The organism is Algoriphagus kandeliae (assembly GCF_004571135.1).
GTDB classification, from domain to species: Bacteria; Bacteroidota; Bacteroidia; order Cytophagales; family Cyclobacteriaceae; genus Algoriphagus; species Algoriphagus kandeliae.
The window spans coordinates 359,698-385,547 of sequence record NZ_SPSB01000003.1; the positions used below are offsets into that span (position 1 = coordinate 359,698).

Consider the following 25,850-nt stretch of genomic DNA (forward strand, 5'->3'; position numbering starts at 1 on the left):
ACTTGGATTGAACTTTCGTACGATACTGACTTTTTGCAGGGGAAAAGCTCTGGGTACAGTTTGCTTCATCCTGTTTGGATTGTTTGTTGGTTTAGGAAATGTAACTGCCCAACAAACTCGTACTGATACTACCCAGACTAAAATCGATTCCCTGAACAATCGAAGGTTAGCACCTTCTTTTTTGCTGTGGCAAAATCAGCGAACGAATCCACTATTCCCTATTGGGAACCCTTTTCTAAACAGCTACTCTCCTTTCTTTCCGAACTCACTATTTGACCAGTCCGTCAGAGTTCAGGTAGACTCCACCTCCCAACTCCGATACAATGTGTTCAATCAAATGGACAGCACGCAAGTAGGGACGGGTCAAGAATATGATTTTGAAGAATTTTCCCAGATTCAGGAATACAAAGTACGGCAGGAATATTGGCGAAACCGAGCCCGCGGTGGTGATGGAGAAAGTGCTGTAGAAGGCAGAGGGCTAGTTCCCCCTTTGACGGTAAGTCCAAATTTTGACCGGATTTTCGGAGGTTCGGATATCAATATTCAGCCTACCGGATATGTTAATCTTGATCTAGGCGCAATTTTCAGACGGGTGGATAATCCTACCCTTCCGATTCGTCAGCAACGAAATGGTGGTTTCAATTTCAATCAGCAAATCCAAATGGCTGTCAATGGATCTTTGGGCGAAAAGATGAAAATTGCTGCCAACTTTGATTCGAACAATTCCTTTGATTTTCAAAACCAACTCAAGCTAGAATTTGATGGATTTGAAGAAGACATAATCCAATCAATCGAGTTGGGAAATGTGTCCATGCCAGTCCAAAACCGACTGATTCAAGGGGCACAAAATCTTTTTGGGGTAAAAACCCAAATGCAGTTTGGTAAATTGAATGTCACAGCTGTCGCCTCCACCCAAAGAGGCAGACGAGATAACTTGCAAATTGATGCAAATGGGCAAGGTAGAACATTTGAAATCCAAGCTTCTAATTACGACGAAAACCGACACTTCTTCTTGTCCCATTTTTTCAGAGACAATTATGAGCGTTGGCTGAGAGGACTTCCTCAGGTGCTTTCCGGAGTCAATGTGACTCGAATCGAGATTTATGTCATGAACCGGGCTGCCAACACAGAGACGCTTCGAAATTTTGCAGCATTCATGGATTTGGGGGAAGGTCGAGTTCTTCTAAACCCTAGCAATCCAAGTATTGGCCCAGCAGATCCTACTGCTCCAACTGGAAATACTGCCAATCAATTGTATAGCAATATTTCCAGCAATCCAACTTTCCGTCCTTTTGATACAGGTTCTCGTGCAATGGAAGGTGCATTGGGGCTTCGAAAGGGAGTTGACTTTGAGCAGATTAATGGAGCAAGAAAACTGGATCAGACAGAATATTTCATCAATCCCCAACTGGGATATGTTTCTCTTTTCAGAAGGCTACAAAATGATGAGGTATTAGCCGTAGCCTATGAATACACCTACAATGGGCAAGTTTATAAGGTCGGGGAATTAACCGAAGATTATCAAAGTAGAGCTGAGGATGAGTTGATTTTCCTAAAATTATTGCGCCCTGCACGGATCAATCCACAAGTTCCGACCTGGAACTTGATGATGAAAAACGTCTACAGCCTTAACGCAAGTCAAATCCTACGGGAAGGATTCCAACTGCAGGTAATCTATCGAGATGACCGAACTGGTTTGGACAACCCTTCACTTTTGGAAGGTCAGGAAGTCAAGGATGTTCCTTTGATTCGATTGACGGGGTTAGATAACCTCAACCCACAAAATGACCCTGCTCCCGACGGAAACTTTGATTATGTGGAAGGATTGACGATGATTTCTAATAGGGGCTTATTGATTTTCCCGGTATTGGAGCCCTTTGGATCTAATTTGGAAAAGCGTTTTCTCGATACTGAAGGGGTATTGAAGGACAAATATGTCTACGACACCCTTTACCGAACAACTCAGGCAGATGCAGAATTGGTCACTCGACTCAACAAGTATTTTATAAAGGGACGGCTAACTGCAGGTTCGGCGAGTGAAATCCAACTTCCTGGACTAAATATCGCTCCCGGTTCGGTAGTTGTAACAGCTGGAAATATCCCATTGACAGAAGGGGTAGACTTCACCATTGATTACAATGTGGGTAGACTGGTCATTATCAATGACGCCATTCTTCAATCCGGAAAGCAGATCAATGTAAGCTTTGAAAAAGCAGACTTGGTTTCCTTTCAGACTCGAAGCCTTTTAGGAACCAGACTGGATTATTTATTCAGTGATAAATTCAATTTGGGCGGTACATTTTTATACTTGAATGAACGGCCTAATGTCACCCGAATAGCCACCGGAAGTGAAACTGTCAGAAATAGTATTTGGGGATTGGACGCGAATTTCTCAGATGAATCCAGATTCCTAACTAAGTTGGCGGACGCCCTACCTTTCACCAATACCAAAGAAGTTTCTCAAGTACAAATCAGTGGTGAATTTGCGCATTTGATCCCCGGAACCTCCAATAGAGTTGATGGAGATGGAGCATCCTACATCGACGATTTTGAGGCTGCGATCACTCCATTCAATTTGGGAGGGGCTGCCAATCAAAACTGGAAACTTGCCTCTACTCCCCAGACACCTGACAATAAATTTGATTTAAGTTCACAAACGGAAGACAATCTAGGAGCAACCTACCGAAGAGCTCGGGTTGCTTGGTATAATATTGATAATATTTTTTACCGGGAAAGCGGGCCTGGAGTACCATCAAACATCTCCAGAGAGGACAGACAAAACCACTACGTGCGGAGAGTCGTACCGCAAGAGATTTTCCCTCAACAGGACCGTGATGTGATTATCACTCCTGAGCCTTTGTTTGAATTGGCCTACTTCCCATCCGAACGGGGGATGTACAATTACAATCCAAACCTTCGCCAAGATGGCCTTCTCCCAAACCCGAGACAAAATTATGGAGGAGTAACAAGAGCTATCACCACAGAAGTGGATTTCGATAGAACCAATATTGAGTATTTGGAATTCTGGTTGCTTGATCCATTTATCGGAGGAGAAAATGGTCGAGTCTTAGATGGTGTTTTCAACCAAAACAATACGACCGGAGGTAAGCTTTATTTCAATCTCGGTGATATCTCGGAGGATGTTATGAAAGATGGTAGCCATGCCTTCGAAAATGGACTTCCAGCCGATGGGGACCCTACCGAAACCCGTCAAAATGAATGGGGAAGAATTACCCGGGAACAATTCCTTATTCCTGCTTTTGACAATTCAGCTGAAGCAAGAGAAAATCAGGATGTTGGTTTGGATGGTTTGAGAAATGAAGATGAAGCCGATTTCTTTAGAAGCCGATTCCTTGACCGAATCAATGTCAACCAACAAGCGCTAAATAATATCCTTCAGGACGTATCAGCGGATGCATTCCAATACTACTTAGATGAGTCATTTGACGAGCAGAACGCTAAAATCCTGGAGCGATACAAGAAATTCAATGGTCAGGAAGGTAACTCACCCGTTGAACCTAATCAAAATCTTTCCTTCACTCCTTCTGGAACAAACAATCCGGACAATGAGGACCTCAACACTGATAATACCATCAACGAGCTAGAGAATTACTACGAATACGAAATTGATCTTCGCCCGAACAATTTGATCGTGGGTCAAAACTATATCGTGGATAAGGTCACGGCAAACGTTGGAGGAGAAGCTGTGAACTGGTACCTATTCCGAATTCCTGTACGCCAGCCTGACAGAATTCAGGGAAATATTACAGGATTCAAATCTATTCGATGGATTAGAACTTATTTGACAGATTTTGAACAACCGGTCGTTTTGCGAATGGCTAACTTCCGAATGATTGGAAGTCAGTGGCGGGTATTCCAGGAATCACTTTTTGAGCGGGGATTTTTCGAAATTCCTGAACCAGACAATTCAAATGTAACCGTGGACGTGGTAGGGATAGAAGAAAACTCCCAGGGAAGCGATACTCAAAGCCCTTATGTACTTCCTCCTGGTATAAATCGGGATCGAGACAATACCTCCACCGTAGAGCGACGATTGAATGAACAATCCCTTCGGATCTGTGTGGAAGACCTTGCTGCTAGGGATGCAAGAGCTGTTTTCAAAAACCTAACCTTGGATTTGGTGCAGTTTGAGCGAATCAAAATGTTCTTCCATGCCGACAGTGAAGATGCTTTGGATGGTGAGATTACCGCATTTTTACGATTGGGAACTGACTACACAGACAACTATTATGAAATTGAAGTTCCGCTTATCATCACTCCAAAAGGCACTCGTGATCCAAGACAGATTTGGCCCTTGGAAAATGAAATTGACATTGCCATCCAGGAGATAGTTTCAGTAAAAACAGATCGGGATAATCAGGGACTTCCTCTTAACCTCCCCTACTCCAAATCCATCCGGCAATACAAGGTAACAATCGTAGGTAGACCAGAACTCAATCAAACCCAGGGAGCAATGATCGGGGTGAGAAATCCGGGAACTGGGGCAGGAGGAAGCAGAAGTATTTGTCTTTGGGCGAATGAACTTCGAGTAACGGGACAAAATGAATCGAATGGTTGGGCAGCCAATGCCTTTGTCAATGCTAAAATCGCAGACCTGGCGGTGGTGTCTGCCTCAGTGAGACATAGTTCCATCGGTTTTGGAGGCTTGGAGACTAGATTATCCCAACGATCCAGAGAAGCAACTACTCAATATGATGTTTCCACAAACTTCAAGGTAGACAAATTACTTCCTGAGGAATTGGGAGTAAGCATCCCAGTCTACATGAGTGTGGAAAATTCCAGCACTAGACCGGAATTTGACCCGCTCAACCCGGATGTGCCATTTGAAGTGGCTTTGCAAAAGTTTGAAACTGATCAGGAGCGAGATGAATATAGGTCCATTGCGCAAGATCAACTGAATCGAAAAAATATCAGTTTGAACAATGTCCGAAAGCTCAAAACAAACCCAGAAGCTCCTGATAGATTCTATGACATCAGCAATTTCTCCTTCTCCTATGCTGTAGGGACAGTTACACAAACAAACGCTCAAATACAGCGCTATGAATTCAAAACCAACCGGGGAAATATTACCTACAGCTTTGCTCCAAAGCCTTTGACGTTTGAGCCTTTCAAAAATTCAGAGGGATTATCTTCTCCGTATCTGAAATTAATAAAAGACTTCAACCTGAATTTTGCCCCAACCCAATTATTGGCCAGGGTAGATGTAGACAGAAAATTCCTCCGATCTCAATACAGAAATGATCAGCTTTCCACTTCTGGAGTTGATCCGCTGTTTCAGAAATCTTTCTTTATGAATCGGTTCTACACCCTGAATTGGGATCTTTCTAAAAACCTTCGAGTCGATTACAGTGCTTCCGTAATGGCAGTGGTGGATGAACCTGAGGGAGATCTAGACACACAGGAAAAAATTGACTCAGTCCGTGCCAATTTTTGGAATTTTGGAAGAAGGACAAATTATAATCACAATGTTAATCTGAATTACACCATTCCATTTGACAAGGTTCCATTAGTCAACTGGATCCGTGCAGATTACCGTTATAACACAACCTACACTTGGATGACCGGAGCGATCGGGCAACGAGACACTTTGGGTAACGTCATTCAAAACACCCGCGAGCAGACTCTAACCGGGAAATTTGATCTAATTAGACTTTATAATAAGAATAAAAAACTTGAAGCATTGAATGCTCCTCGAAGACCGAGCATTCCAGGAAGAAATGCTCCAACTGCAGAGGATACAATTGGCACCCCTTTCAGCAATAAGGTGCTTAAATTCTTAATGTCCGTAAAAGAAATAACCTTCAATTACGGCATAACGGAAGGAACATTCTTGCCAGGTTATTTACCAAATACGGGGCTCTTGGGTATGGATAGAGCTTTCACCAATCCTGGATTAGCATTTATCTTCGGTAGCCAAGACCCACAAATAAGAAATGAATTGGCGGCAAGAGGCTTAATGGCTCCAAGTGCAGAACTGACCCAACCTTTCCAGCAAAATCGTGCTATGAACCTCCGTTTGGGAGCCTTGGTAGAACCTATACGTGATTTCAGAATTACCCTCAATGCCGAAAAGCGAGAAGTTGGAAGGTATCAGGAAATTTTTAGGAATTCGGCAGATAATCCAGGTGAATACCTATCGATAAGTCCCTTACGAAACAATACAGCTTACTCCGTAACGACCATACTTTTGGGTACTAGCTTTTCAAGAGATGATTCTCAAAATAATTCTCCATTGTTTCAAGACTTTGAAAACAACAGAGCAATTATCAAAGGAAGGCTTGATGCATTGAACACGGCTAATGGAGAATATGCGATCAATGGGCAAGATGTATTGGTGCCGGCATTTTTGGCGGCTTATCGCGGACAAGATGCGGCAGAAGTGAATTTGAATCCTTTCCCTAAAACACCACTTCCAAATTGGAGAATTGATTATTCCGGCCTTTCCCGAATCAAGGGTCTAAGTGATGTATTTACCAGCATCAATATCACCCATTCTTATGTATCCACTTATGATGCGAGTAATTTCTCCAATTCCTTACAATATCAGCAAGGATTAGAACTCTATAACACCTTACAAAATCGTCGATTCCCAACAGAAATCAACGACGAGGGCTTATTCATTCCAATCTATGTTTTGAATCAAGTAGTGCTGTCAGAAAGATTTTCGCCTTTGATTGGAATTGACTTAATGACCAAAGGCAGACTCAATGTCGCGATCAATTACAACAAAGAGCGAAATCTTGGACTCAACTTCTCCAATGCTCAAGTAACCGAACAGCGAAGCAATGATTTTGGGTTTAACCTTGCCTATACCAAGGCTGGCGTTAAAGTCCCATTCAAGTTCCAAGGCAGAGAAACCATTCTCAAAAATGATCTACAATTACGGTTGGATATGAAAATCGTGGATACCCAGCAGGTACAGCGAAAAATCGAAGAGGGAAGTACGGTAACCAATGGAAACCTGAATATTCAGATTCGTCCAACGATCGGATATGTCATCAATCAAAACCTGAATTTGACGATTTATTTTGACCGAACGATCAACGACCCTCGGGTATCTACCGCCTTTAAGCGAGCTTCTACCTCCTTTGGTGGACAACTTCGATTTAATTTATCACAATAGATTTTTTCCAATTAGGAATCGTCTTATTTTTGGAGACCTTAATCAATCATAAAACATGAATTTCCCAGAAGAATTAAAGTACACCAAAGACCATGAGTGGGTTCGTATCGAAGGAGATATTGCCACAGTGGGAATTACCGAATTTGCACAGGGCGAATTGGGTGATATCGTTTATGTCGAAGTAGAGACAGTAGGCGAAACAATTGAAGCAGGAGAAGTCTTTGGAACGGTAGAAGCTGTGAAAACAGTATCTGATCTTTTCATGCCGATTTCAGGAGAAATTTTGGAATTCAACGAGGAATTGGAAAGTTCTCCAGAACTTGTAAATGAATCTCCTTATGAAGACGGTTGGATGATCAAAATCAAAATTGATGGAGACCTTCCAGCTGATTTATTGTCTTCAGAAAGCTACGCTGAACTAGTAGGGAAAAATTAATCAGTCAGTTGCGGGTTTTTCTTGGGATCACCTGGTTAATAATTTTAGGTTTTGCGATGCTGACACCCGGCGACCGCTTACCAGAAATTAACGCATTTGATTTTCAAGATAAAGTCATCCACACGATTTGCTTTCTCGTCCTTTCATTTATTTGGGCAGGTGTTTCAAGCAACCATTTGAAGAAAGGAAAAAAGTCAATCAACTGGCTCATTTTCATACCTTTAGCCATAATTCCTTCTGTCGCTTTTGAGATTGGACAACTATGGATTCCAAATCGATCCTTTGATTGGTGGGACTTGGTATTCAACCAATTGGGTATTTGGCTAGGGCTCTTTGGATATTTTAAGATTTGACGATGTTAAATCATTTGCAATAATCTTGGGAAATCCTTAGACTTGTTAGATAAATAGAATAAAAATTAACCTATCATAAACCAAACACGCTATGGAAGCAAAAAAGACCCCAAGCGCTGACCTTACCAGAACTTCAGGAATGTTCCTGAATTTGGGCTTGGCAGTTGCTGTAGGTGCTGTCCTAGTGGCCTTTGAATGGAAGTCATTCGACGATGGATCTCTTAAGGATCTAGGAATGGCTGATGATAATTTTGAAGAGCTACTGGATATTCCAATCACCGAACAACCACCACCACCGCCACCACCACCAGTTGAGCAGCCGATCATTCAAGAGATTCCTGATGAAGTAGAAATCGAAGAAAAGATCGAAGTAAACTTTGACGTAAACGTTGAAGAAGAAACTGTGATCGAAGAAGTTGTTATTGCGGAAGCTCCGGTAGAAGAAAAAGCAGACGAAATCTTTGACGTGGTAGAAACTCAGCCTCAACCACCAGGTGGAATGTCAGGTTGGAATGAATACTTGAGAAAGAACTTGAAATACCCAACTCAAGCAAGACGTATGGGTATCGAAGGTACAGTAATCGTAGTATTCGTTATTAACGTTGACGGTTCTATCCAAGACGTAGAAGTACTTCGAGGAATCGGAGGAGGTTGCGACGAAGAAGCTGTGAAAGTAGTACAAGATGCTCCTAAGTGGGAACCTGGTAAGCAAAGAGGTCGTCCAGTACGTACTCGAATGAGATTACCAATCCGATTCAAGCTGAGCTAATCGAATCAATAATAAAATTTAAGCCCGAATAATAATTCGGGCTTTTTTTGTGCCTTAGTTTTTAAAACTTTTAACATAGTTAAAGTCGGTTAATTAGCTATTTATCAGCTATTTATTGGGTATTTTCTACTATCGTTTCATTTAAACCTCATAAAACATGGAACCAAGAAAAACCCAAAAGCAGATCTAAGAAAATGGTCTTCTCCCCTATTTAACCTAGGGTTAGTAATTAGTATCGGTCTTTGTCTTGTTGCCTTTGAATGGAAATCTTATTCAGACTCTCCTATCAAAGAGATTAATAAGGAATCAGAAATTTGGGACATTCCAGACATCCCCAATACCTTCCAAACACCTCCTCCTCCACCGGTTGAAATACCTCCAATCATCCAAGTTCAACCCAATGAAATCCAAATCGATCCTACTTTGATTTCAATTGATATCAATACTACGGAAACAACCGAAATTCCAGAAGTTATCATTTCTGATGATCCTCCTATAATTGATAAAGCTGAGGAGATCATGGACTTCACAGAAGTTCAAGCAAGCTTCAAAGGAGGGATGGAAGCTTGGTATGAGTATTTAAGAAAGAACCTCAAATACCCTTCCCAGGCCAAAAGAATGGGAATAGAAGGCGTAGTTTTAATCCGGTTTGTAGTAAATAAGGATGGAAGTGTCCAAGATGTCGAAGTTGTCAGACCCCTAGGTGGAGGGTGTGATGAGGTAGCCAAAGAAGTGATCGAAAACTCTCCAGAGTGGACACCTGGAAAAATGGGAGGAAGACCTGTTAGATCTAGAATGGTGATTCCAATTCGCTTTAAACTTCAATAGCACTTAAAATCGAATGAATTTTACTACGATGGAATAGAAGGATGATTTAAAAACTGTAATTTGGGTAAGTATGAAAATGAACAAAATACTTACCCTTATTTTATTTCTGGTAACGTTTGCCTGTCAAAGTCCAAAATTTGACTTGGTTATCAAAAACGGAACTGTATATACTGGAGATGGTAGTGAAGGTCAGGTCATGGATGTGGGGATTTCAGGAGACAGAATTACTTTTTTGGGAAAACTTGGCTCCTTTGAAAGCAATGATATAATCGATGCAACAGGAATGGCTGTTGCACCGGGATTCATTGACATGCATACCCATTTAGAGCCGATTCTCGAAATGCCATTGGCTGAATCATTGGTGCGCCAAGGTGTAACGCTCTCACTGGGTGGCCCTGATGGAAATAGCCCTTTACCTTTAGACAGCTATTTGGATACGCTCGAACAAATAGAAATCGGTCCTAATTTGGCTTATTTGGTCGGTCATAATTCTATTCGAAGAGCATTTTTGGGAAATGTTGACCGTGAGCCGACAGAAGCGGAATTAGCGGCCATGAAGGAGGAAGTGGGCAAAGCTATGGATGCGGGTGCTTTTGGTATTTCTACCGGCTTAAAATATTTACCCGGCACATTCGCCAAACTGGATGAAGTCATAGCTCTGTCCGATGTTGCTGCGGCGAAAGGAGGGATTTATACTTCACATCTTCGTGAAGAAGGGCTAGGCCTTATTGATGCTGTTCAAGAAGCCATTCAAATTTCTCGCGATGCCCAAATACCGGTTGTGTTAACCCATCACAAAGCTATAGGGGTGAAAATGTGGGGTGCTAGTAAAAAGACTTTAGCGCTCGTTGATTCAGCACGTCAGCTAGGTTTAGACATCATGATGGATCAGTACCCCTACACAGCAAGTCACACAGGAATAAGCGTTTTAATCCCAAGTTGGGCTCTAGAAGGTGGAAAATTCCAAGAACGAGTAAATAATCCTGCTTTAAAAGACAGTATCAAATCAGGAATCATATTCGCCATTTTGAATGACCGAGGCGGAAGCGATTTGAAGCGAATCCAATTTTCCACTGTACAATGGGATCGAAGTTTGGAGGGAAAAACCCTGTACGATTGGATTGTTCGAGAGGGAGAAGAACCAACTGTAGAAAATGGAGCTGAATATGTCATTCAAGCACAGTTGAATGGAGGCACAGGAACAATCTATCATGCTATGGACGAGGCGGATGTAGAGCGAATCATGCAACATCCCATGACAATGATTGGGTCTGATGGAAGACTTTCAAAGCCAGGACAAGGTCATCCACACCCAAGAGCTTATGGGACCTTCCCAAGAGTTTTGGGATATTATGTAAGAGAAAAGAAAATCATGGACCTGGCAATGGCTATCCATAAGATGACCGGCCTATCAGCAAAAAGACTTGGATTAACTGATCGAGGAATCATTAAGCAAGGCGCTTTTGCTGACATCACTATTTTCAATCCCGAGACGGTTATAGATCAAGCAACTTTCATTAATCCGCATCAATATCCAAAAGGAATCGAATACGTAATTATCAATGGAAAATTTGCGGTGAAAGAAGGTGAATTTCAGCAAAAAGGCTTTGGAAGAGTCATTCGGAAAAATCGACTTTAAAGAACATTCATAGATTGTTCTTTAATTTTTTCTAATTCATCTTTCATTAAAATCACTAATTTTTGGATCGCTGCATCGTTTGCTTTAGACCCAATGGTATTGATTTCACGCCCGATTTCCTGACTAATAAAACCCAACTTCTTCCCTTGTTGGGTTTCTTCTTTCAATACCTTTAAAAAGTACTTAAGATGGGTTTCCAATCGGACTAACTCTTCGGTTATATCCAACTTTTCAAAGTAGTAGATCAATTCCTGCTCAAAACGATTTTGATCGAAATCATTTTCAGCAACCCATTCTTTGAAATTATTTCGAATACGGGTTTTAATCCGATCTTTCCGTTGAGACTCTGAAGCTTTTACTTTTTCTAAAGCATCAGAGATAATATGGATATTACTCTCTAATTTTTCTAACAATGACTGTCCTTCGTCTTTCCGAAACTGATCGCATTTCTCCAATGCCTCTTCAATTGCTTTTTTAACAAGTTCCCAATCGGTAGAATCATCAGTCTCTTCAGGATTTGTATTGATCACCACAGATGGGGCTTGAAGGGCTAATTTGAAAAGCTCCGATTGATCAGCTCCAACTTTCGAAGCCATAGTTTGAAACTTGGAAAAATAAGCATCAAACAGTTTCTCATTAATGGTGACAGGAATCTCAGAAGATTTTTTAGCAACAAAATCGATAGTAAGGGATACTTTACCTCTATCCAGTACTGCTTGGACCAAATTCCGGATCTCATGTTCCTTCTCCGAAAATTGCCTCGGATTTCTCAAGGACAGATCCAAGAATTTGGAATTGAGAGTTTTTACTTCTACATGGATAATTCGTGACTCGTCTTCCCATCCGACACTTCCATAGCCGGTCATCGATTTGATCATAATGCTCTATTAAAAATTATAGCCCAAAGTTACATAGAACTTGAGATCTTCCGTCTGATAATTTCGGATTGGTCTTGCGACATCAAATTTCACGTAATAATTGAGTAATACTGTGCGAAGGCCGGCACCATAACTCTGCAACCAAGGGTTGTTGAAGTTATTGATTGTAATCTGGAAAGGTGAACCTTCAGTATTGATGACTTCGGTATTTTGGTCATTGACACGCTCCCAAGGTGCAGACACATCCCAGGCAGATCCAATATCATAGAATCCTACTAGTTGGAAATTCCTGATAAAATTAGAAGTGATATTTCCTCGAGTTAGATAGGAGAAAAGCGGAATCCTCAATTCTGTAGAGAAGGTAATCACATTATTTCCACGGATTTCATCGTAATCATACCCTCTCAAATCCACAAAGTCCGCAAAAAGAATATTGGAGTTTTCAACACCGGTTGGGTTTCGAACCGGTGAAACTTCCGGACGATTTGATGGTGGTTGATAAAATTCATTAAACAACCAATTATCCATACCTCCTACCAAGTAGGTCTGAGGGTTATTTCCAAAGAATGAACCAACATAAAGTTTGGAAGCTAGTACGATGTTTTTATGGACTCGTTGGTAATTTCTCACATCTAAATAGAAATTACTGAAGCTCCTATCTGAGTGATTTAAGCCCTGATAATGGACAAAACCGACCTTACCTTTCAATCCAATCTGGGAGTACAATCCAATCTGCTGGGTGCGATCGTAAACAAACTCAACCTTTCCTCCCACATAATTCACATCAAATCGGTTAGACTCAGGATTTGCTGCCAAAATCAATGAATCTGGATTAAGATTGAAATATTGAGTCTTAGCTAGGAAAGGTGCGATTGTAAACCTGGAATTAACATTGAATGGATAAGAAACTCCCGCTTCGACTTTGGTCAAAACATACTTTTGGAAAGTTATATCGTCCTCTGTATAACGAATAGTTCTTCGATCGAACCTAGCCCGGAAGTCCAACCTACTCTTCAAATACTCATATTCAGCAAAAATATCCCCTCCTGAACGGAAATCCAGCGCAACAGAAATGCCTCCGGTTAGGGAATGATTATCTAACAAGTCAGTCATCTTTCCACTCATGCTTAAACCGAAGCCCCTTAGCGGATCGACTATAAAACGGGTATTTAGGTTATTGGTGAAAAACTGAGGCTCCATACCTCGAGGTCCAAATACCCGCTTTTGTAGAGATTGTCTCCGGAATGCCTCCAAGATATTTCCTGCATTTTCTTCCGAAGTCTGACCTTGCTCACGATTAAGTTGTGGATTAGGAAGGGAATCGAAGGTGTAATTTTCCGTATTGATTCCAGCCCGATTTTGAAACTTCAAGCGATCAACATTGATTGAGGTAGTGGTCTTTTGAGAAGTAGTATCAATTTTGATCGGCTCTTGTTCAATTTGAGGTTTTGGAGCTGTAGCTACTGTTTGTTGAGTTTCTTTGGGGGCAGACTCAATCAATCTCCTGGCCGCAATTCGCTCATTCAAACTTTTCGCTTGCTCCAATTGAATTCGAGGTGTACTTGGAGTAAATAAATCTGCACCGGAATAATTTTGAATAACTAGAAAACTTTCTTTTCCATCTCTTACTGAAAAAGCAATCTTATTCATCCGACTATTGATATCAAATGATTCCAAGCTTTTACTATAACCCGTAATTTGGCTGGACACCTGATTTCCAACATTCAAACGCATCAAGTTATTAATACCGCTTAGGTCACTGAGATAGACAACGGTATTGCTATTGACTTTTCGAGGACGAATATTTTTGCTGTAACTATTGGTAAGCCTAGTCAGGCGAACGGTATCCCGAACCTCGGCCATGAAGATATTATAGCTCGTTTTGAACTGATTCAGATTTTCAAATTTACCGGAGAGCGAATCCAATTCTTCCGAATAATTGGTCGTGTAAATGATGGTTGAATCATTGAGGAACATCGGCGTAAGATCGTCAAACTCATCGTTTGTCAATCTCCTCCCTGCCCCACGGGTATTTAAGGTGTAGATATCGGTCTTTCCATTTGAAATTGCCGAAAGCACCATATTTCGACCTGTACTATTAAAGTCGAGACTTAGGACTTGGTTGATATTTCGGAGGAATATTTTATCCTGATTCGTTCCATCGATTGAGCGCAGTCTTAGCGTCGTTATTCCACGTTTAAAAGATGCAATTGCCAAATTCGCCGAATCTCTCCAAGCAATAACTGGAGATCGGAAATTTGGATTTTGATCCTCATATACGGATCCTCCTTGGAAAAGCGTACGCTCCAATCCAGAGGAAACTTCACGAACCTGAACCTTGTACTTCCCTTGATTATTGATCACATAGGCCAAATTTAATCCATCGGGACTGAATTTGATATCCATGATAGTTCCAATCACGCGAGGTGAAGTCTGCGCAACTGCCTGAGAAGAATTGATTTCTCGGAAGTTGGAATTAACCTGCTGATTGATGGTGAGATAGTACTTTCTCCAATCTTCAATGAAGGAATTAAAATTCAGTCCGACCGTATTGGCTACCGAATTTTCCTCATTTCGATTAATTCGTGAAAGATTTAGAATACTTGAAATATATCGGCGACCATATCGCTCTGCTATATAGTTCCAAATGGATTGGCCAACCAAAGCAGCCTCAATAGAATTCAATCGGAGGATTTTTGGAGTTTCATCTTCCTTCAAGTAGTGACGGATATAATCATCCATTTCTCTACTCCAGCCTTTAGCCAGGTAAAGAGAAATTCCCTCCACATACCATTCCGGAAAGCTATTGAGCAAATTGGACTGGAAGGCATCAGCTACAGATGCACCGTAAAGCATTTCCTGAATGATGATTTTGGAAGTCGCGTAAATCAGGTCCTGCTTAAAAAGATCAACCTCTCCTTTGTAAGAAACCTCTGCGATTAGCCTGCTAAAATTGGTTTGCCCTTCCTCATTATATTCCTCCTTATTAAGGTTCAAATTGCTCTGAAGCAATTCTTCAGGAGAATTATAAATGTAAATTTTGGGCTTGGTGTAGGCCACATATCCGATCATTTGCGTCAAACGCTGAAACTCGGACTCTAAATACTCGATGGCAAGCTTGGCATTCGCTCCTCCCCTGTCGTAATAATAAACCTCAAAATTATTGGAGCTGTAAAAATACCAGTCAAACTGTTTGTGCTGTAAGCGGTTTTTCCCAAATCGTTCCTGATCAAATTGAGCAAAAGCCGAATCTGCAAAAAACAGGAAACCAAGAAAGAGAAGAATAATATGGAAAGACTTCTTTTGCATGCTTTAAACTAGAAGTTTTAAATATAATCAAAATAGCGGGCGATATCCACCTCCTTCATTACAGGCTCTTCATTCAATAAATAAGCGTTCATCATATTACTGAAATAAGGAACCAAAGAGACACCTTTGGCTCCAAAACCATTGAATATGTAAACGCCTGAAAGACTAGGATGTTTCCCCAAAAACGGTTTCCTGTCTTTTGTAGCTGGACGAATTCCAAATTTATGTGAAACAACTTCCTCAACTGGTAAATTAACCAAACCTTGAAGTCGCTCCAAAAGCTCATTTTTAGCTCGCTCAGTAGGACCAATATCCAAATCATGCCAGGTATAAGTCGAGCCCACACGATGAATCCCATCCCCCAAATGAACTCGGAACACCCCTCGATTCACAATATATTCAGGGCAAAATTCTTGCTTTAACTCCAGAATTTCCCCTTTTACAGGTGCAAAAGGTAAAAATCCAAAAAACGAGGTTTGGGCAGCATGAACCCCATTACAAAACACCACTGAAGGCGTCTCAATATCTCCATAATGCCAATTTCCATTCTCAAACTGAAGCATACTCTCTTCAAAATTCTCAATAGAAAAATTATCAGAAAACTTCTTCTTAAAAGCATCCAAAAACGCAGGAATATCAAGCCATCCAGATTGTCGCAGCATTACTCCTCCATAAGGATCTTGGAGGTGAGAGGACTGAGATTCGGTGACCAATTCCTTGATATAAGGAATAAAAACCTCATCCGAACTGTTACCCATCCATTCATTTTGCTCTTCAATACTTATAAAAGGTCTATAAATCGTCTCCGGGCGCAGGAAACTTGCCCCTGTCTTTTTTTCAATTTCCCGATAAAAGGGTTCGATCTCTGGAAACAATTGATCTGCTAACCAAGTCTTTACCATTTTTCTTCCCGTCACAGGATTGTAAAGTCCTGCTGCAATCCTACTGGATTGGTTTTTTTCCGGTAGATCCAAGATCCGAATTGTTTTCCCAGATTGGATCAATCGGTACCCCAATGCTGTCCCGGCTAAGCCTCCTCCGATTAGCAAAAAATCAATTTTCATAGCTCAAATAACGGGTTTTATTCCTTATTTTGTTTTTGCAGATCGAGAAAATCATGCTGAGAATTCAAACATTCACATTCAATCCCTTCCAAGAAAACACCTATGTCATTTCGGACTCGGAAGGGCATGCAGCAATCATAGACCCCGGAAACTATGAGTCTTCGGAAAACCAATTATTAGTGGACTACATTCGAGAAGAAAACTTGAAGCCAGAGCTTCTCTTGAATACGCATTGCCACATCGATCATGTCCTTGGAAATGCATTTGTGAAGCGGACATTTGGTATTTCTCTTTGGATTCACGAACAGGAAAGCCCAGTATTGAATTCGGCCAAAGTTTTTGCCCCGAATTATGGTTTTGCTCGCTATGAAGCCACAGAGCCGGATGGATATTTGACAGAAAACCAAATCATTCAAATTGGAAATGAAAGGCTAAAGGTTCTATTTGTTCCGGGTCATGCACCAGGACATGTGGTATTTTACCATGAACCGAGCAAGCAATGTATTGGAGGAGACACTTTATTCCGAGGAAGTATTGGCAGAACGGACCTACCTGGAGGAAATCACGATCTACTATTGAAAAAAATTAAATCCGAACTTTTTACTTTGCCGGAAGAGACGATTATTTACCCAGGTCATGGCCCGACGACCACTATTGGATTTGAAAAAGAATACAACCCTTTCGTAGGAAAAAAAGCCACATTCTGAATTTGAAAATCAAATCACACATCCCAAATATTTTGACGCTTGGAAATCTTCTTTCCGGCGTAATCGGTTGCATCTGGGTAATCGAGGGAAATTACCAAGCTGGAGCTTATTTCATCCTGTTGGCTGCATTGCTTGATTTTTTTGATGGCTTTGCTGCAAGATTGCTTAAAGTGACAGGAGAATTAGGCAAACAACTCGATTCCTTGGCAGACCTTGTTTCCTTCGGTGTATTACCAGGATTTATCTTGGTTTCTTGGATCCAAAATTTAACCTCCACCGAATGGCTAGCCTATCTTGCGCTGACCATTCCATTGTTTTCAGCTCTTAGATTAGCCAAATTCAATATTGACGAAAGACAATCTGATCGTTTCATCGGCTTGCCTACTCCTGCAAATGCTTTGTTTTTCAGCACACTCCCTTTTCTTTCTTCCCAATTGGCACAGCTGGATTTTTTATTTGCTAATCCTTGGTTTCTCATCGTTCTTGCTTGGATTTTTTCTTTGTTACTCGTAGCAGAGCTTCCTCTCATTGCCTTGAAATTCAAAAACTTTTCTGCCCGAGACAATGTATTTAGATATATGCTCATCGGGTCAGGAGCAATTTTGCTTTTGACTATGGGTTTGGCGGGAGTACCACTTGTGATTTTATTTTACTTGGTGCTTTCTGTGATCGAAAACTCCGTTTTTTCTCCATGAGAAATACTCTCAAAGTAAGTTTTTCCTTTCTTCTATTAATATTTCTAAGCCCCCAAGCTTGGTCACAAGAGCGCTTTTTCAAATTCCCAATTCTAGAGAACGGCATCTATCAATTATCCAAAAACCAATTAGCAGAATTAGGTTTTAGTGATTTTTCTGAAGTGGCTTTCTTCGGCTATCCAGGAAGACTTCCTCAGAAATTAGATAGCAGCCAACTGGAATGGAGAGAAATTCCTTCCATGGAAACGGAATCCGGTCTTCTGGTATTTCTGACTGGACCTCATGTCATAAATCCAATAAATGAAGGCATTGAATATTTGCATCATTACTATTCCGATACACTATACTACTTGATCGGAAAAAAGGACAGTCCTAAACGAGTTTTTCCTTTCTCTAGTCAGGAGGATATCCCAAATCAAAACCAACTTTTATACCAATGGACTGCTTTAAAAGGGGAAGAAACCAATATTCTGAATTCGGGCAGAGTTTGGTATTCCAAACCTGTCGGTGCCGGCGCAATCCAATCCATTCCCATCCGAAAAGGCACTGAAAGTACTGCTCCTTGGAAAATTCAAGGAAAAGTCATGGCACAATCGCTCCAAGCGAGCCAAATCTCCATAATAGAAAATGGAAATGTGATTACAAGTGCCCAACTCGCTCCCATTCCAAATTCCACCTATGGAATAAAAGGATCGGAAGCATCTTTGGAAGCGACTTTTGAACCTTCCACCAGCACAGTCAACACCATAGAACTTGGATTTGAAAGTAGCGATCCGAATGGAAACGGTTATTTCGAACAACTTTTAGTAGGAGTTCCATTCAATTCAGACAATTTGGACCCGGGGCTTTATTTTCCTGAAAACAAAAGTTCATTTTCCACAAATTGCACGACTTGTCAAGCTTGGGAAGTCAGTGATTTTTTTAATCCCAAAGCTTTTGAAGAACAAAGTTCATTATCGGGGCAGAAGATTATCATATTTGAACAAGGCTCTATACAGCCCATCCAACAAATTGAATCCGTTGAAAACATTCTTTTGTCAAATGGAAATTGGCCTGAACTCTTAATTATTACCGATGATCTTTTTTTCCCTGAAGCCGAAAAATTAAGCACCCACAAAATGGCCCAAGGGATTTTTGTCCAGGCTGTTTCGACTCGGGATATCTATGATCATTTTGGGTATGGAAATCGAGATATTGTAGCTATCCGAAATTTCTTAGCTTGGCATTTTCATGAGGGAAAAAAGCTTAAAAATGTCCTTTTCTTGGGAAAAGGAACGTTTGATTATAAAGGAAAATTAGGAGGCCGTCCCTCTATCGTTCCAACCTACTCCAGCAGAAATAGCCTCAATCCATTAACCACCTTCAGTTCGGATGATTTTTTTGGATTACTGGAGATAGGTCAGGGAAATTGGGAAGAAAGTCAAGAAGGAGATGAAACTTTGTCAATTGGAATAGGTAGACTCCCGGTAATCAACCGCCGTGAAGCAGAACTCGTAATCAAAAAAATCATGGATTACGAATCGAATTCCTCATTTGGGAGATGGAAACGAAATTTTTCCCTCTTTGCAGATGACGGAGACAACAATATTCACCTTCGAGATGCAGAATCTCACAGTACTTTTCTTGGAGAAAATGCAAACTCCTATTTTCAGGAAAAACTTTACCTGGATCGTTTTGAGCAGACTTCAGATAATCAATCCCAACGTTCTCCTGAAGCAAAAGAAAAGCTTCTTCAAACTTTGGAAGATGGAACCCTATTCTTGAATTTTATTGGGCACGGGAATGAAACTACCCTGACAGCAGAAGAGGTTTTTCGTATTGAAGATCTTGCCAACTGGCCAAACTTCCAAAATTTACCTCTTTGGGTGACTGCCACCTGTGAATTTGGAAGACACGATAGCCCCTTTATTCGCTCTGCGGCTGAGGAATTGTTAATAGCAGAAGGAAAGGGAGCTATTGGTCTCCTGACAACTGGCAGGCCTGTTTTTAGCAGCGTAAACTTCAGGTTGAATGAGGCTTTCATTCAGGAAGTTTTCAAAAAAGTGAATGGAAAAACCCAAGACCTAGGAAACATTTACAAAAACACTAAAAATGCAAGCCTCAATGGTCCTCTAAACAGAAATTTTAGTCTTCTAGGAGATCCAAGCATGAAATTGGACTATCCGGATTTTGAAGTCAAAATCACAGAATGGAAAGATGATTCTGGAAAAAACCTATCTTCACTTCCCTTTCTTACGGAAATCACTTACGTTGGTGAAATTGTAGATCCACAAACTGGAAATCGAATATCTGATTTTAATGGAAGTTTTGAAATTGAACTCCGGGATAAAGAAGTCAAAATAAAAACATTAGGAGACGAAAGCAGCCCGGTTGAATTTCCAGATGAAATCATCATGCTCTTTAGAGGAAGTGGAAAGGTGGTAAATGGAATTTTCGAAGGAAAATTTAGGCTTCCAGAAGGGCTTTCTACTGATTTGAATGAGGGAAGGCTTCGATTTTATGCCGTTGATTCAACTCTCTCTCAAGATGCCTCCGGTGGTCAAAAAGCACTACTTGGCGGTGAAAACACAGCAAAACCTGATGATGATGAAGGCCCGGAAATTAAAGTGATTATTGAAAACCAATCCATCACTCCATTTATATTTCCTAAAAATCAGTTGGAAGCCAGCTTTGAATTTTTTGACCTGACAGGTATCGATGTCAGTGGGCTTATTCCAGAATACGACCTTAGTATTCGAATAAATGGTGGCGATGAACAAGTCCTCAATCAACGATATATCAGTTTAGACGGATCTTATCAAAGGGGGAAGGTAAATTACACCTTAAAAGGTTTGCAGGAAGGTATCAATACCCTTGAAATCAAAGCAGCTGATTTATTGGGAAATATTTCTACAGTAAGTGTTCAGATAGAAGTAAGGGGAAGTAACCAAATGAAAATCTTAGATCACATGGTTTTCCCAAATCCAGCTAATCAAAAAACAACCTTTAAAGTATCACATAACAGACCTGGAGAAAATTTGGTTATAGGCTTGGAAGTATATGATATGGCAGGAAATATACTATTTTCAGAGTCTGAACGTTGGGTAAAAGTTGACCCTGATTTGGAGGCCTTTTCATGGATTTTTTTACAAAGTCAGTCTAAAATTCCAGCAAAAGGAACTTATATTTACAAATTGACGCTTCAGTCGGAGAGGGATAATTCCTTCGATTCGATCAGCGGAAAACTTATAATTGAATGAAGATAAAAGGCATTTGGAGACAAGGTGTATTGCTTTTTGGATTGGTCCTGATCAATTCCACCTTGCTGCTTGCTCAAAATTCCGTTGTCATATCGGGACAAGATCCTGAGAGAAGGGTGATTACTACGGCCGTTCCCTTTTTGAATTTTGCCCCAGATTCCCGCCATTCTGCAATGGGAGATGTCGGGGTGGCAACTAGTCCGGATGCAAATTCTGCTCACTGGAATAGTGGAAAGCTTGCCTTTATCGAAGACCAAATGGGGTTCTCCCTGTCTTATTCCCCTTGGCTTGGAAAATTGGTCAATGACATGTCCTTAAGTTATTTGACTGGTTTCTTTAAAATCGATGAAAATTCCGCCTTTGGTTTTGATCTCCGGTATTTCAATATGGGAGACATACAATTGACAGATGGATTGGGGAATGAACTAGGGGAATTTAATCCTAGGGACATTGCCATTGGTGGAACTTATTCGAGAAAGCTTTCAGCTAACTTAGGACTAGGAATTTCAGCCCGTTTTATTCATTCTAATCTTTCAGGAAATATTTCTGCCGTAGGTGGAAGTGAAGGGAGACCGGGAGTAAGTGTGGGCACCGACGTGGGCTTATATTACAGCAAACCTATTTTGTCAGGTTCCAAAGAAGGAACTTGGTCCTGGGGAATAAATATTTCGAACATTGGACCAAAGATCACCTACAATAGTGCCGACGATTTGGATTATATTCCAACAAACCTACGAATTGGGACAGCTTATTCGGTAGAACTGAATGAATTGAATACACTAACCTTCGCACTTGATTTCAATAAGTTGTTGGTTCCGAGTCCTCCTGTTTACGCGACTAATCCTGATGGAACCTTGGCTACTGACGAGGATGGAAATTTGATCATTGAACGTGGAAAAGATCCAAATCGCCCATTGATTTCAGGAATGTTTGGTTCTCTTGCAGACGCTCCTGATGGGTTTAAAGAGGAAATTCAAGAAGTAACCTTATCCTTTGGAGCAGAATACATTTACAATCAAAAATTTGCCTTGAGAACAGGTTACTTTTTTGAAAATCCTACCAAAGGCGGAAGGAGATATTTTACTATGGGAGTTGGGTTTAACTTCAACAGACTTGGCTTTAATTTCTCCTATCTTGTTCCTCAAACCCAAAACCATCCCCTAGCCGAAACTTTACGATTTAGCTTGCTTTACACCATCCCGAATAATTAATCGATGCTTGACCGAAGTCAGCCTCCGAAATACATCATTCCGGAAGATTTCTCATTAACTCAACCTGAGCACTTCGAGCTGTCTAGTGGGGCAAAGGTGTATTTCATCCCTACCCCAGCTGTAGAAGCTGTTAAAATTGAATTTTTGGGAAATGGTACTCGAGCTAATCTTCCTTTAACTCGGTCTTTGGTGCCTTCCTTTACCCTTCAGCTTTTGCCAGAAGGAACAAGCCAAAAAAGCGGAACGGAAATCGCTCATTTCTTTGATTTTCATGCAAGTGAATTGCAACCAATCATTTCCTTCGGCAATGAGGGATTTAGTCTAATCAGTACCAAAAAGCATATTTTCGAAATTCTTCCAGTAGCCTTGGAATTGGTTCATGAGGCTATTTTCCCAGAGGAAATTCTTATAAAAAAGAAATCTCAGCGAAAACTTTCCATTCAGCTAGAGCGGGAAAAGACCTCCTCTAGGGCCTCTCAACTTTTCAGGAAAGCCTTATTTGGTGACACACACCCCTATGGAGTAGTAGTGGAAGAATCCATGTTAGAGGAAATAACCTCTGAACGATTGCTTCAGCATAGCCAAACCCAATTGTGGCAAAATTTGGAAATTTTCATTTCAGGAAATTTTTCTGAGCCAGAACTATCGAAGCTACTTCAGCATCTGGAGAAATTTCCAGTCCGCCCCCTTTTGGAAAAAGTGCTGTTACCGGAAACCTCCAGTGAATATTTCCTCCATGAAGAAAGGGCTGAATCCCTACAAAGTAGTATCCGAATGGGGGATTTTTCCATTCCAAAAAATCATTCGGATTTTATTCCACTTTTAGTCTTCAATTCCATTTTAGGAGGATATTTTGGTTCAAGGTTGATCAAAAACATCCGGGAAGACAAAGGACATACCTATGGCATTTATTCTAGCCTAGCTCAAATTGGAGACTTGAATTATTGGGTGATCTCTGCGGATGTAGAGAAGAAATACCTTCAGACAGTCAAGTCTGAAATCAAAAAAGAAATCCAAACGCTCTGTGAAGAGCCTGTTCCTCAAGATGAATTGGAATTGGTGAGAAATTATTTGCTCGGACAAATGCTTTCCCAATTCAGTAATTCATTTGATCTGATGGACCGATTTCGGGCAGTTCATCATGCGGGTATGACCCTGGGTTTTTATCAGCAAAAACTCAACTTTTTGAAAGAGTTTAACCAAGGACATATTCTAGAAATCGGGGAAAAATACTTCAAAGACAAAGCGATTTTTGAAGTAAGTGTGGGTTAACCAGTAAGATGGACGTAAAGCCAAGAAATATCCAATCGAGTCTTTAACCACCATTTATAAAGAGAAAGCTCAAGGTTTTTAGTGTGTAATTTCTCGGCGAGAGCAATCAGTTTTTCTGCAGCCAAAAAATTTGCAGACCACATCGCATGTTTCAACTCAAATAATATGCGCTCCTGAAGTGCATTGTTTTCCCCCTCGCTTTGATTGAGATCCAAGGCTTTTTCACAAACCTTCACTGTGCTAGGAAGCATCCTGGAAATGTATCGCTGATATTGATGAGCAGACATGGAGCGAGGATGTACTCGCTTTAGTATTCCAACATGATCGGAAAAAACCACCGGATATTTTCTGGTCAAACGGATTTGAATATCAAAATCCTCGTAGAATAGGTTTTCATCATACCCTCCTTCCTTTTTTAGAATTTTAGCATTGAATACCATGGTTGCCGAACAAATAGCCGATCGGCGTAGCAAGGTTTCATATAAATTCCCTACCTCCACCTCTTCAACCAATTCACTAAAGGTATTTCTCTTATAAAAAGTCCGAATAGACCCTGAAGAAGAAAGCAAATAGGCATCTGAGAAGCAGAAAGCAGCTTTTGGATCCTTTGTCAATTGTTTGATTGAAAGGGATAGATGATCTGGATAAAGCACATCATCTCCCGACAAATCCACCACATAATCTCCTTCTGTCTCAAAAAAGGCTGCGTTAAAAACCGAACAATAGGGTTTGGGATCATCATAAAAAATAGTCTTTACTGAAAATAGCCCTGTAAACTTATTCACCCAATCCCGTATCAATGTAGGCGTCTGATCAGAACTGCCATTATCAATGATTATCAGCTCCTTCGCATAATAATCTTGCATAGCAACACTTTCCAAGGCTTCGACAATCCAATCCTCGTGATTAAAAGCTATACAAATTACAGTGACCTTTTTTTGCTTTTCCATGGCTAAAGCTTCCTGAACCAGGTAACCTTATTGGAAATATCGTTTGAAAATCTCGACTTAAAAAACATTAAACTATGATTGGGTGAATCCGGATGATCAGAGGAGCCCAGATCGATCAAATCAACACCTAATTCTCCTGCCAATTTGAAAAGATTAAACAAAAGAATTTCTCCCGCATTTTTGACAGAAGTTCCAGGATTGATGGCCGACTGAAAATAGTAGAGTGAATTTTCAGTAAGTCGGACGGCTAAAGTGTAAGCAAAGGCAACCCCGTCTTGTTCCAAAGAAATTAAGAAATACCGATCCGGAAATTCAGAAACCTGGCTAATCAATTTCGACTCATCCAATGAAACATCGTAGCCCCTCTCCTTATTCCAAGACTGAATGGCAGTTAAAAACCCAAAGTTTTGAATCGGGCTTACATTGACATGAATCTTATTTTCCTTGGTTTTTCGCTGGAATTTATCCGCTTCATTCTGGATCATTTTTTTGATCTTTTTCTTCCCAAGAAAAAACTGATGAGCCAAGATTTTTCGAGCCTGAAATCCCAATTTGAATAGTAGATAATCAATCAAGTCATGGTTTTCCTCGTAGGGTTTTGGTGCCTGCGTGATTTCAATTTGCTTCACGTCCCTATGCTTCAATTCATCCAGGACCAAATTCAAAAAATAAGCTATCTGCTCGGAGATAAGTTTACTGTCAATCCAAATCCCGCCAAATGGTGCATGTGGAAGAGAAATAGCCTCCTTGGTATCTTCAGAAATAAAAACCGTCATCCAAGCCTTTTTCCTTCCCTTTTTAAAAAAACTGAAATCTAAGGTTTCACCTTTGATTGAGACACTATACTGAGCCAAGAAATAGTCCTTGGATTCCAAAGAAGCCTGACTTACTTCCAAGCTGTAGTTTTCGGATAGTTCTTTTTTATACGTTTCCAAATTCTTCAGGGTCTCTGATGTAATCTTCTTCTGAAAAATCCTGGTCTGAAAGGCCCAGCAAAACAGCATCGGGAGAAAACTTTGTTTCCACCCAATGAAAAGGCGGAATTAACAGACCTTCAGAAGGATCATTAAGAATAAAAACTTGGCTTTCTCCATCTTGTCGATGTGTAGTTATTTCCAAAACTCCAGACATGGCAATCAAAATCTGGGTTTCATTTCGATGGGCATGCTTCCCTCTAATAAATCCTTCCGGCACCTTATGCACCCAAAAACACCTTCGAATCCCATTCGGAAAGAGCTCTTTATTCTCCCAAAAAAAGAGATTTCCCGTCTCTCCAACATCTCCCTTGAATCGAATGATTTTTGGTTTTTCCTCTGGCATTGGATTTTTCATAATTCAAGCAATCGAACGAAAATT

17 protein-coding genes are annotated in these 25,850 nt (G+C 40.7%); 11 read left to right on the forward strand and 6 right to left on the reverse strand.

Features of this window, described 5'->3' with window-relative positions; translation table 11 throughout:
* Positions 1-7 precede the first annotated feature (7 nt).
* From sov to E4S40_RS10225, 6 genes are all read left to right on the forward strand, one after another.
* Positions 8-7,144 carry a T9SS outer membrane translocon Sov/SprA gene (gene sov, locus E4S40_RS10200; protein WP_394345419.1) on the forward strand — a complete coding sequence of 2,379 codons (7,137 nt, stop codon included), beginning with the start codon at positions 8-10 and terminating at the stop codon, positions 7,142-7,144.
* A gap of 55 nt (positions 7,145-7,199) precedes the next feature.
* A complete protein-coding gene (gene gcvH / locus E4S40_RS10205; RefSeq protein WP_135073671.1) occupies positions 7,200-7,580 on the forward strand; it encodes a glycine cleavage system protein GcvH in 381 nt (126 codons plus the stop codon).
* Positions 7,581-7,636: 56 nt separating this feature from the next.
* A complete protein-coding gene (locus E4S40_RS17325; protein ID WP_135073673.1) occupies positions 7,637-7,933 on the forward strand; it encodes a VanZ family protein in 297 nt (98 codons plus the stop codon).
* 91 nt (positions 7,934-8,024) lie between these two features.
* A complete protein-coding gene (locus tag E4S40_RS10215; RefSeq protein ID WP_135073675.1) occupies positions 8,025-8,702 on the forward strand; it encodes an energy transducer TonB in 678 nt (225 codons plus the stop codon).
* A 423-nt stretch (positions 8,703-9,125) separates the two neighbouring features.
* On the forward strand, positions 9,126-9,530 hold the full coding sequence (locus tag E4S40_RS17300) for an energy transducer TonB (protein WP_317129224.1): 405 nt from the start codon (positions 9,126-9,128) through the stop codon (positions 9,528-9,530).
* A 70-nt stretch (positions 9,531-9,600) separates the two neighbouring features.
* Positions 9,601-11,169, forward strand: a complete 1,569-nt coding sequence (locus E4S40_RS10225) for an N-acyl-D-amino-acid deacylase family protein (protein ID WP_135073679.1) — start codon at positions 9,601-9,603, stop codon at positions 11,167-11,169.
* On the opposite strand, the gene E4S40_RS10230 is transcribed toward E4S40_RS10225, so the two are convergent.
* Genes E4S40_RS10230 through E4S40_RS10240 form a run of 3 tightly spaced genes read right to left on the reverse strand, consistent with a single transcriptional unit; the run spans position 11,166 to position 16,420 of the window.
* The gene (locus tag E4S40_RS10230) at positions 11,166-12,047 is read right to left on the reverse strand and encodes a YicC/YloC family endoribonuclease (protein WP_135073681.1); all 882 of its coding nucleotides are present in this window, start codon (positions 12,045-12,047) and stop codon (positions 11,166-11,168) included. The genes E4S40_RS10225 and E4S40_RS10230 overlap by 4 nt on opposite strands.
* Before the next feature lie 9 nt (positions 12,048-12,056).
* Entirely contained in the window at positions 12,057-15,356 is a 3,300-nt protein-coding gene (locus E4S40_RS10235; RefSeq protein WP_135073683.1) for a biopolymer transporter Tol, read from the reverse strand.
* A 17-nt stretch (positions 15,357-15,373) separates the two neighbouring features.
* Positions 15,374-16,420 carry an NAD(P)/FAD-dependent oxidoreductase gene (locus E4S40_RS10240; RefSeq protein ID WP_135073685.1) on the reverse strand — a complete coding sequence of 349 codons (1,047 nt, stop codon included), beginning with the start codon at positions 16,418-16,420 and terminating at the stop codon, positions 15,374-15,376.
* A 53-nt stretch (positions 16,421-16,473) separates the two neighbouring features.
* Between E4S40_RS10240 and E4S40_RS10245 the strand changes: the two genes are divergently transcribed.
* From E4S40_RS10245 to E4S40_RS10265, 5 genes are read left to right on the forward strand one after another with little or no spacing between them, the layout of a single operon-like run.
* The gene (locus E4S40_RS10245) at positions 16,474-17,127 is read left to right on the forward strand and encodes an MBL fold metallo-hydrolase (protein ID WP_135073687.1); all 654 of its coding nucleotides are present in this window, start codon (positions 16,474-16,476) and stop codon (positions 17,125-17,127) included.
* Positions 17,128-17,129: 2 nt separating this feature from the next.
* Positions 17,130-17,822: a CDP-diacylglycerol--serine O-phosphatidyltransferase gene (gene pssA / locus E4S40_RS10250; RefSeq protein ID WP_135073689.1), complete on the forward strand. Its 693-nt coding sequence runs from the start codon at positions 17,130-17,132 to the stop codon at positions 17,820-17,822.
* Entirely contained in the window at positions 17,819-21,061 is a 3,243-nt protein-coding gene (porU, locus tag E4S40_RS10255) for a type IX secretion system sortase PorU (protein WP_135073691.1), read from the forward strand. The genes pssA and porU overlap by 4 nt, the downstream gene beginning before the upstream one ends.
* The gene (gene porV, locus E4S40_RS10260; protein ID WP_135073693.1) at positions 21,058-22,272 is read left to right on the forward strand and encodes a type IX secretion system outer membrane channel protein PorV; all 1,215 of its coding nucleotides are present in this window, start codon (positions 21,058-21,060) and stop codon (positions 22,270-22,272) included. Before porU ends, porV begins: the two co-directional genes overlap by 4 nt.
* A 3-nt stretch (positions 22,273-22,275) precedes the next feature.
* Positions 22,276-23,544 (forward strand): M16 family metallopeptidase, encoded by a 1,269-nt coding sequence (locus E4S40_RS10265; protein ID WP_135073695.1) that lies wholly within the window; start codon positions 22,276-22,278, stop codon positions 23,542-23,544.
* Here E4S40_RS10265 and E4S40_RS10270 read toward each other — a convergent pair.
* From E4S40_RS10270 to E4S40_RS10280, 3 genes are read right to left on the reverse strand one after another with little or no spacing between them, the layout of a single operon-like run.
* The gene (locus E4S40_RS10270; RefSeq protein ID WP_135073697.1) at positions 23,541-24,494 is read right to left on the reverse strand and encodes a glycosyltransferase family A protein; all 954 of its coding nucleotides are present in this window, start codon (positions 24,492-24,494) and stop codon (positions 23,541-23,543) included. The two genes, E4S40_RS10265 and E4S40_RS10270, sit on opposite strands and share 4 nt — an antisense overlap.
* Positions 24,495-24,496: 2 nt before the next feature.
* The gene (locus E4S40_RS10275; protein WP_237563173.1) at positions 24,497-25,429 is read right to left on the reverse strand and encodes a hypothetical protein; all 933 of its coding nucleotides are present in this window, start codon (positions 25,427-25,429) and stop codon (positions 24,497-24,499) included.
* Positions 25,416-25,826 carry a sugar 3,4-ketoisomerase gene (locus tag E4S40_RS10280; protein WP_135073699.1) on the reverse strand — a complete coding sequence of 137 codons (411 nt, stop codon included), beginning with the start codon at positions 25,824-25,826 and terminating at the stop codon, positions 25,416-25,418. Before E4S40_RS10280 ends, E4S40_RS10275 begins: the two co-directional genes overlap by 14 nt.
* Between the last annotated feature and the right edge of the window lie 24 nt (positions 25,827-25,850).

Coding starts and splice junctions, on each gene's coding strand:
- E4S40_RS10280 (WP_135073699.1), bottom strand. CDS start 25,826: ATGAAAAATCCAATGCCAGAGGAAAAACCAAAAATCATTCGATTCAAG.
- E4S40_RS10245 (WP_135073687.1), top strand. CDS start 16,474: ATGCTGAGAATTCAAACATTCACATTCAATCCCTTCCAAGAAAACACC.
- E4S40_RS10265 (WP_135073695.1), top strand. CDS start 22,276: ATGCTTGACCGAAGTCAGCCTCCGAAATACATCATTCCGGAAGATTTC.
- E4S40_RS10230 (WP_135073681.1), bottom strand. CDS start 12,047: ATGATCAAATCGATGACCGGCTATGGAAGTGTCGGATGGGAAGACGAG.
- E4S40_RS10215 (WP_135073675.1), top strand. CDS start 8,025: ATGGAAGCAAAAAAGACCCCAAGCGCTGACCTTACCAGAACTTCAGGA.
- E4S40_RS10225 (WP_135073679.1), top strand. CDS start 9,601: ATGAAAATGAACAAAATACTTACCCTTATTTTATTTCTGGTAACGTTT.
- E4S40_RS10270 (WP_135073697.1), bottom strand. CDS start 24,494: ATGGAAAAGCAAAAAAAGGTCACTGTAATTTGTATAGCTTTTAATCAC.
- E4S40_RS17325 (WP_135073673.1), top strand. CDS start 7,637: ATGCTGACACCCGGCGACCGCTTACCAGAAATTAACGCATTTGATTTT.
- E4S40_RS10235 (WP_135073683.1), bottom strand. CDS start 15,356: ATGCAAAAGAAGTCTTTCCATATTATTCTTCTCTTTCTTGGTTTCCTG.
- gcvH (WP_135073671.1), top strand. CDS start 7,200: ATGAATTTCCCAGAAGAATTAAAGTACACCAAAGACCATGAGTGGGTT.
- porV (WP_135073693.1), top strand. CDS start 21,058: ATGAAGATAAAAGGCATTTGGAGACAAGGTGTATTGCTTTTTGGATTG.
- E4S40_RS10240 (WP_135073685.1), bottom strand. CDS start 16,420: ATGAAAATTGATTTTTTGCTAATCGGAGGAGGCTTAGCCGGGACAGCA.
- porU (WP_135073691.1), top strand. CDS start 17,819: ATGAGAAATACTCTCAAAGTAAGTTTTTCCTTTCTTCTATTAATATTT.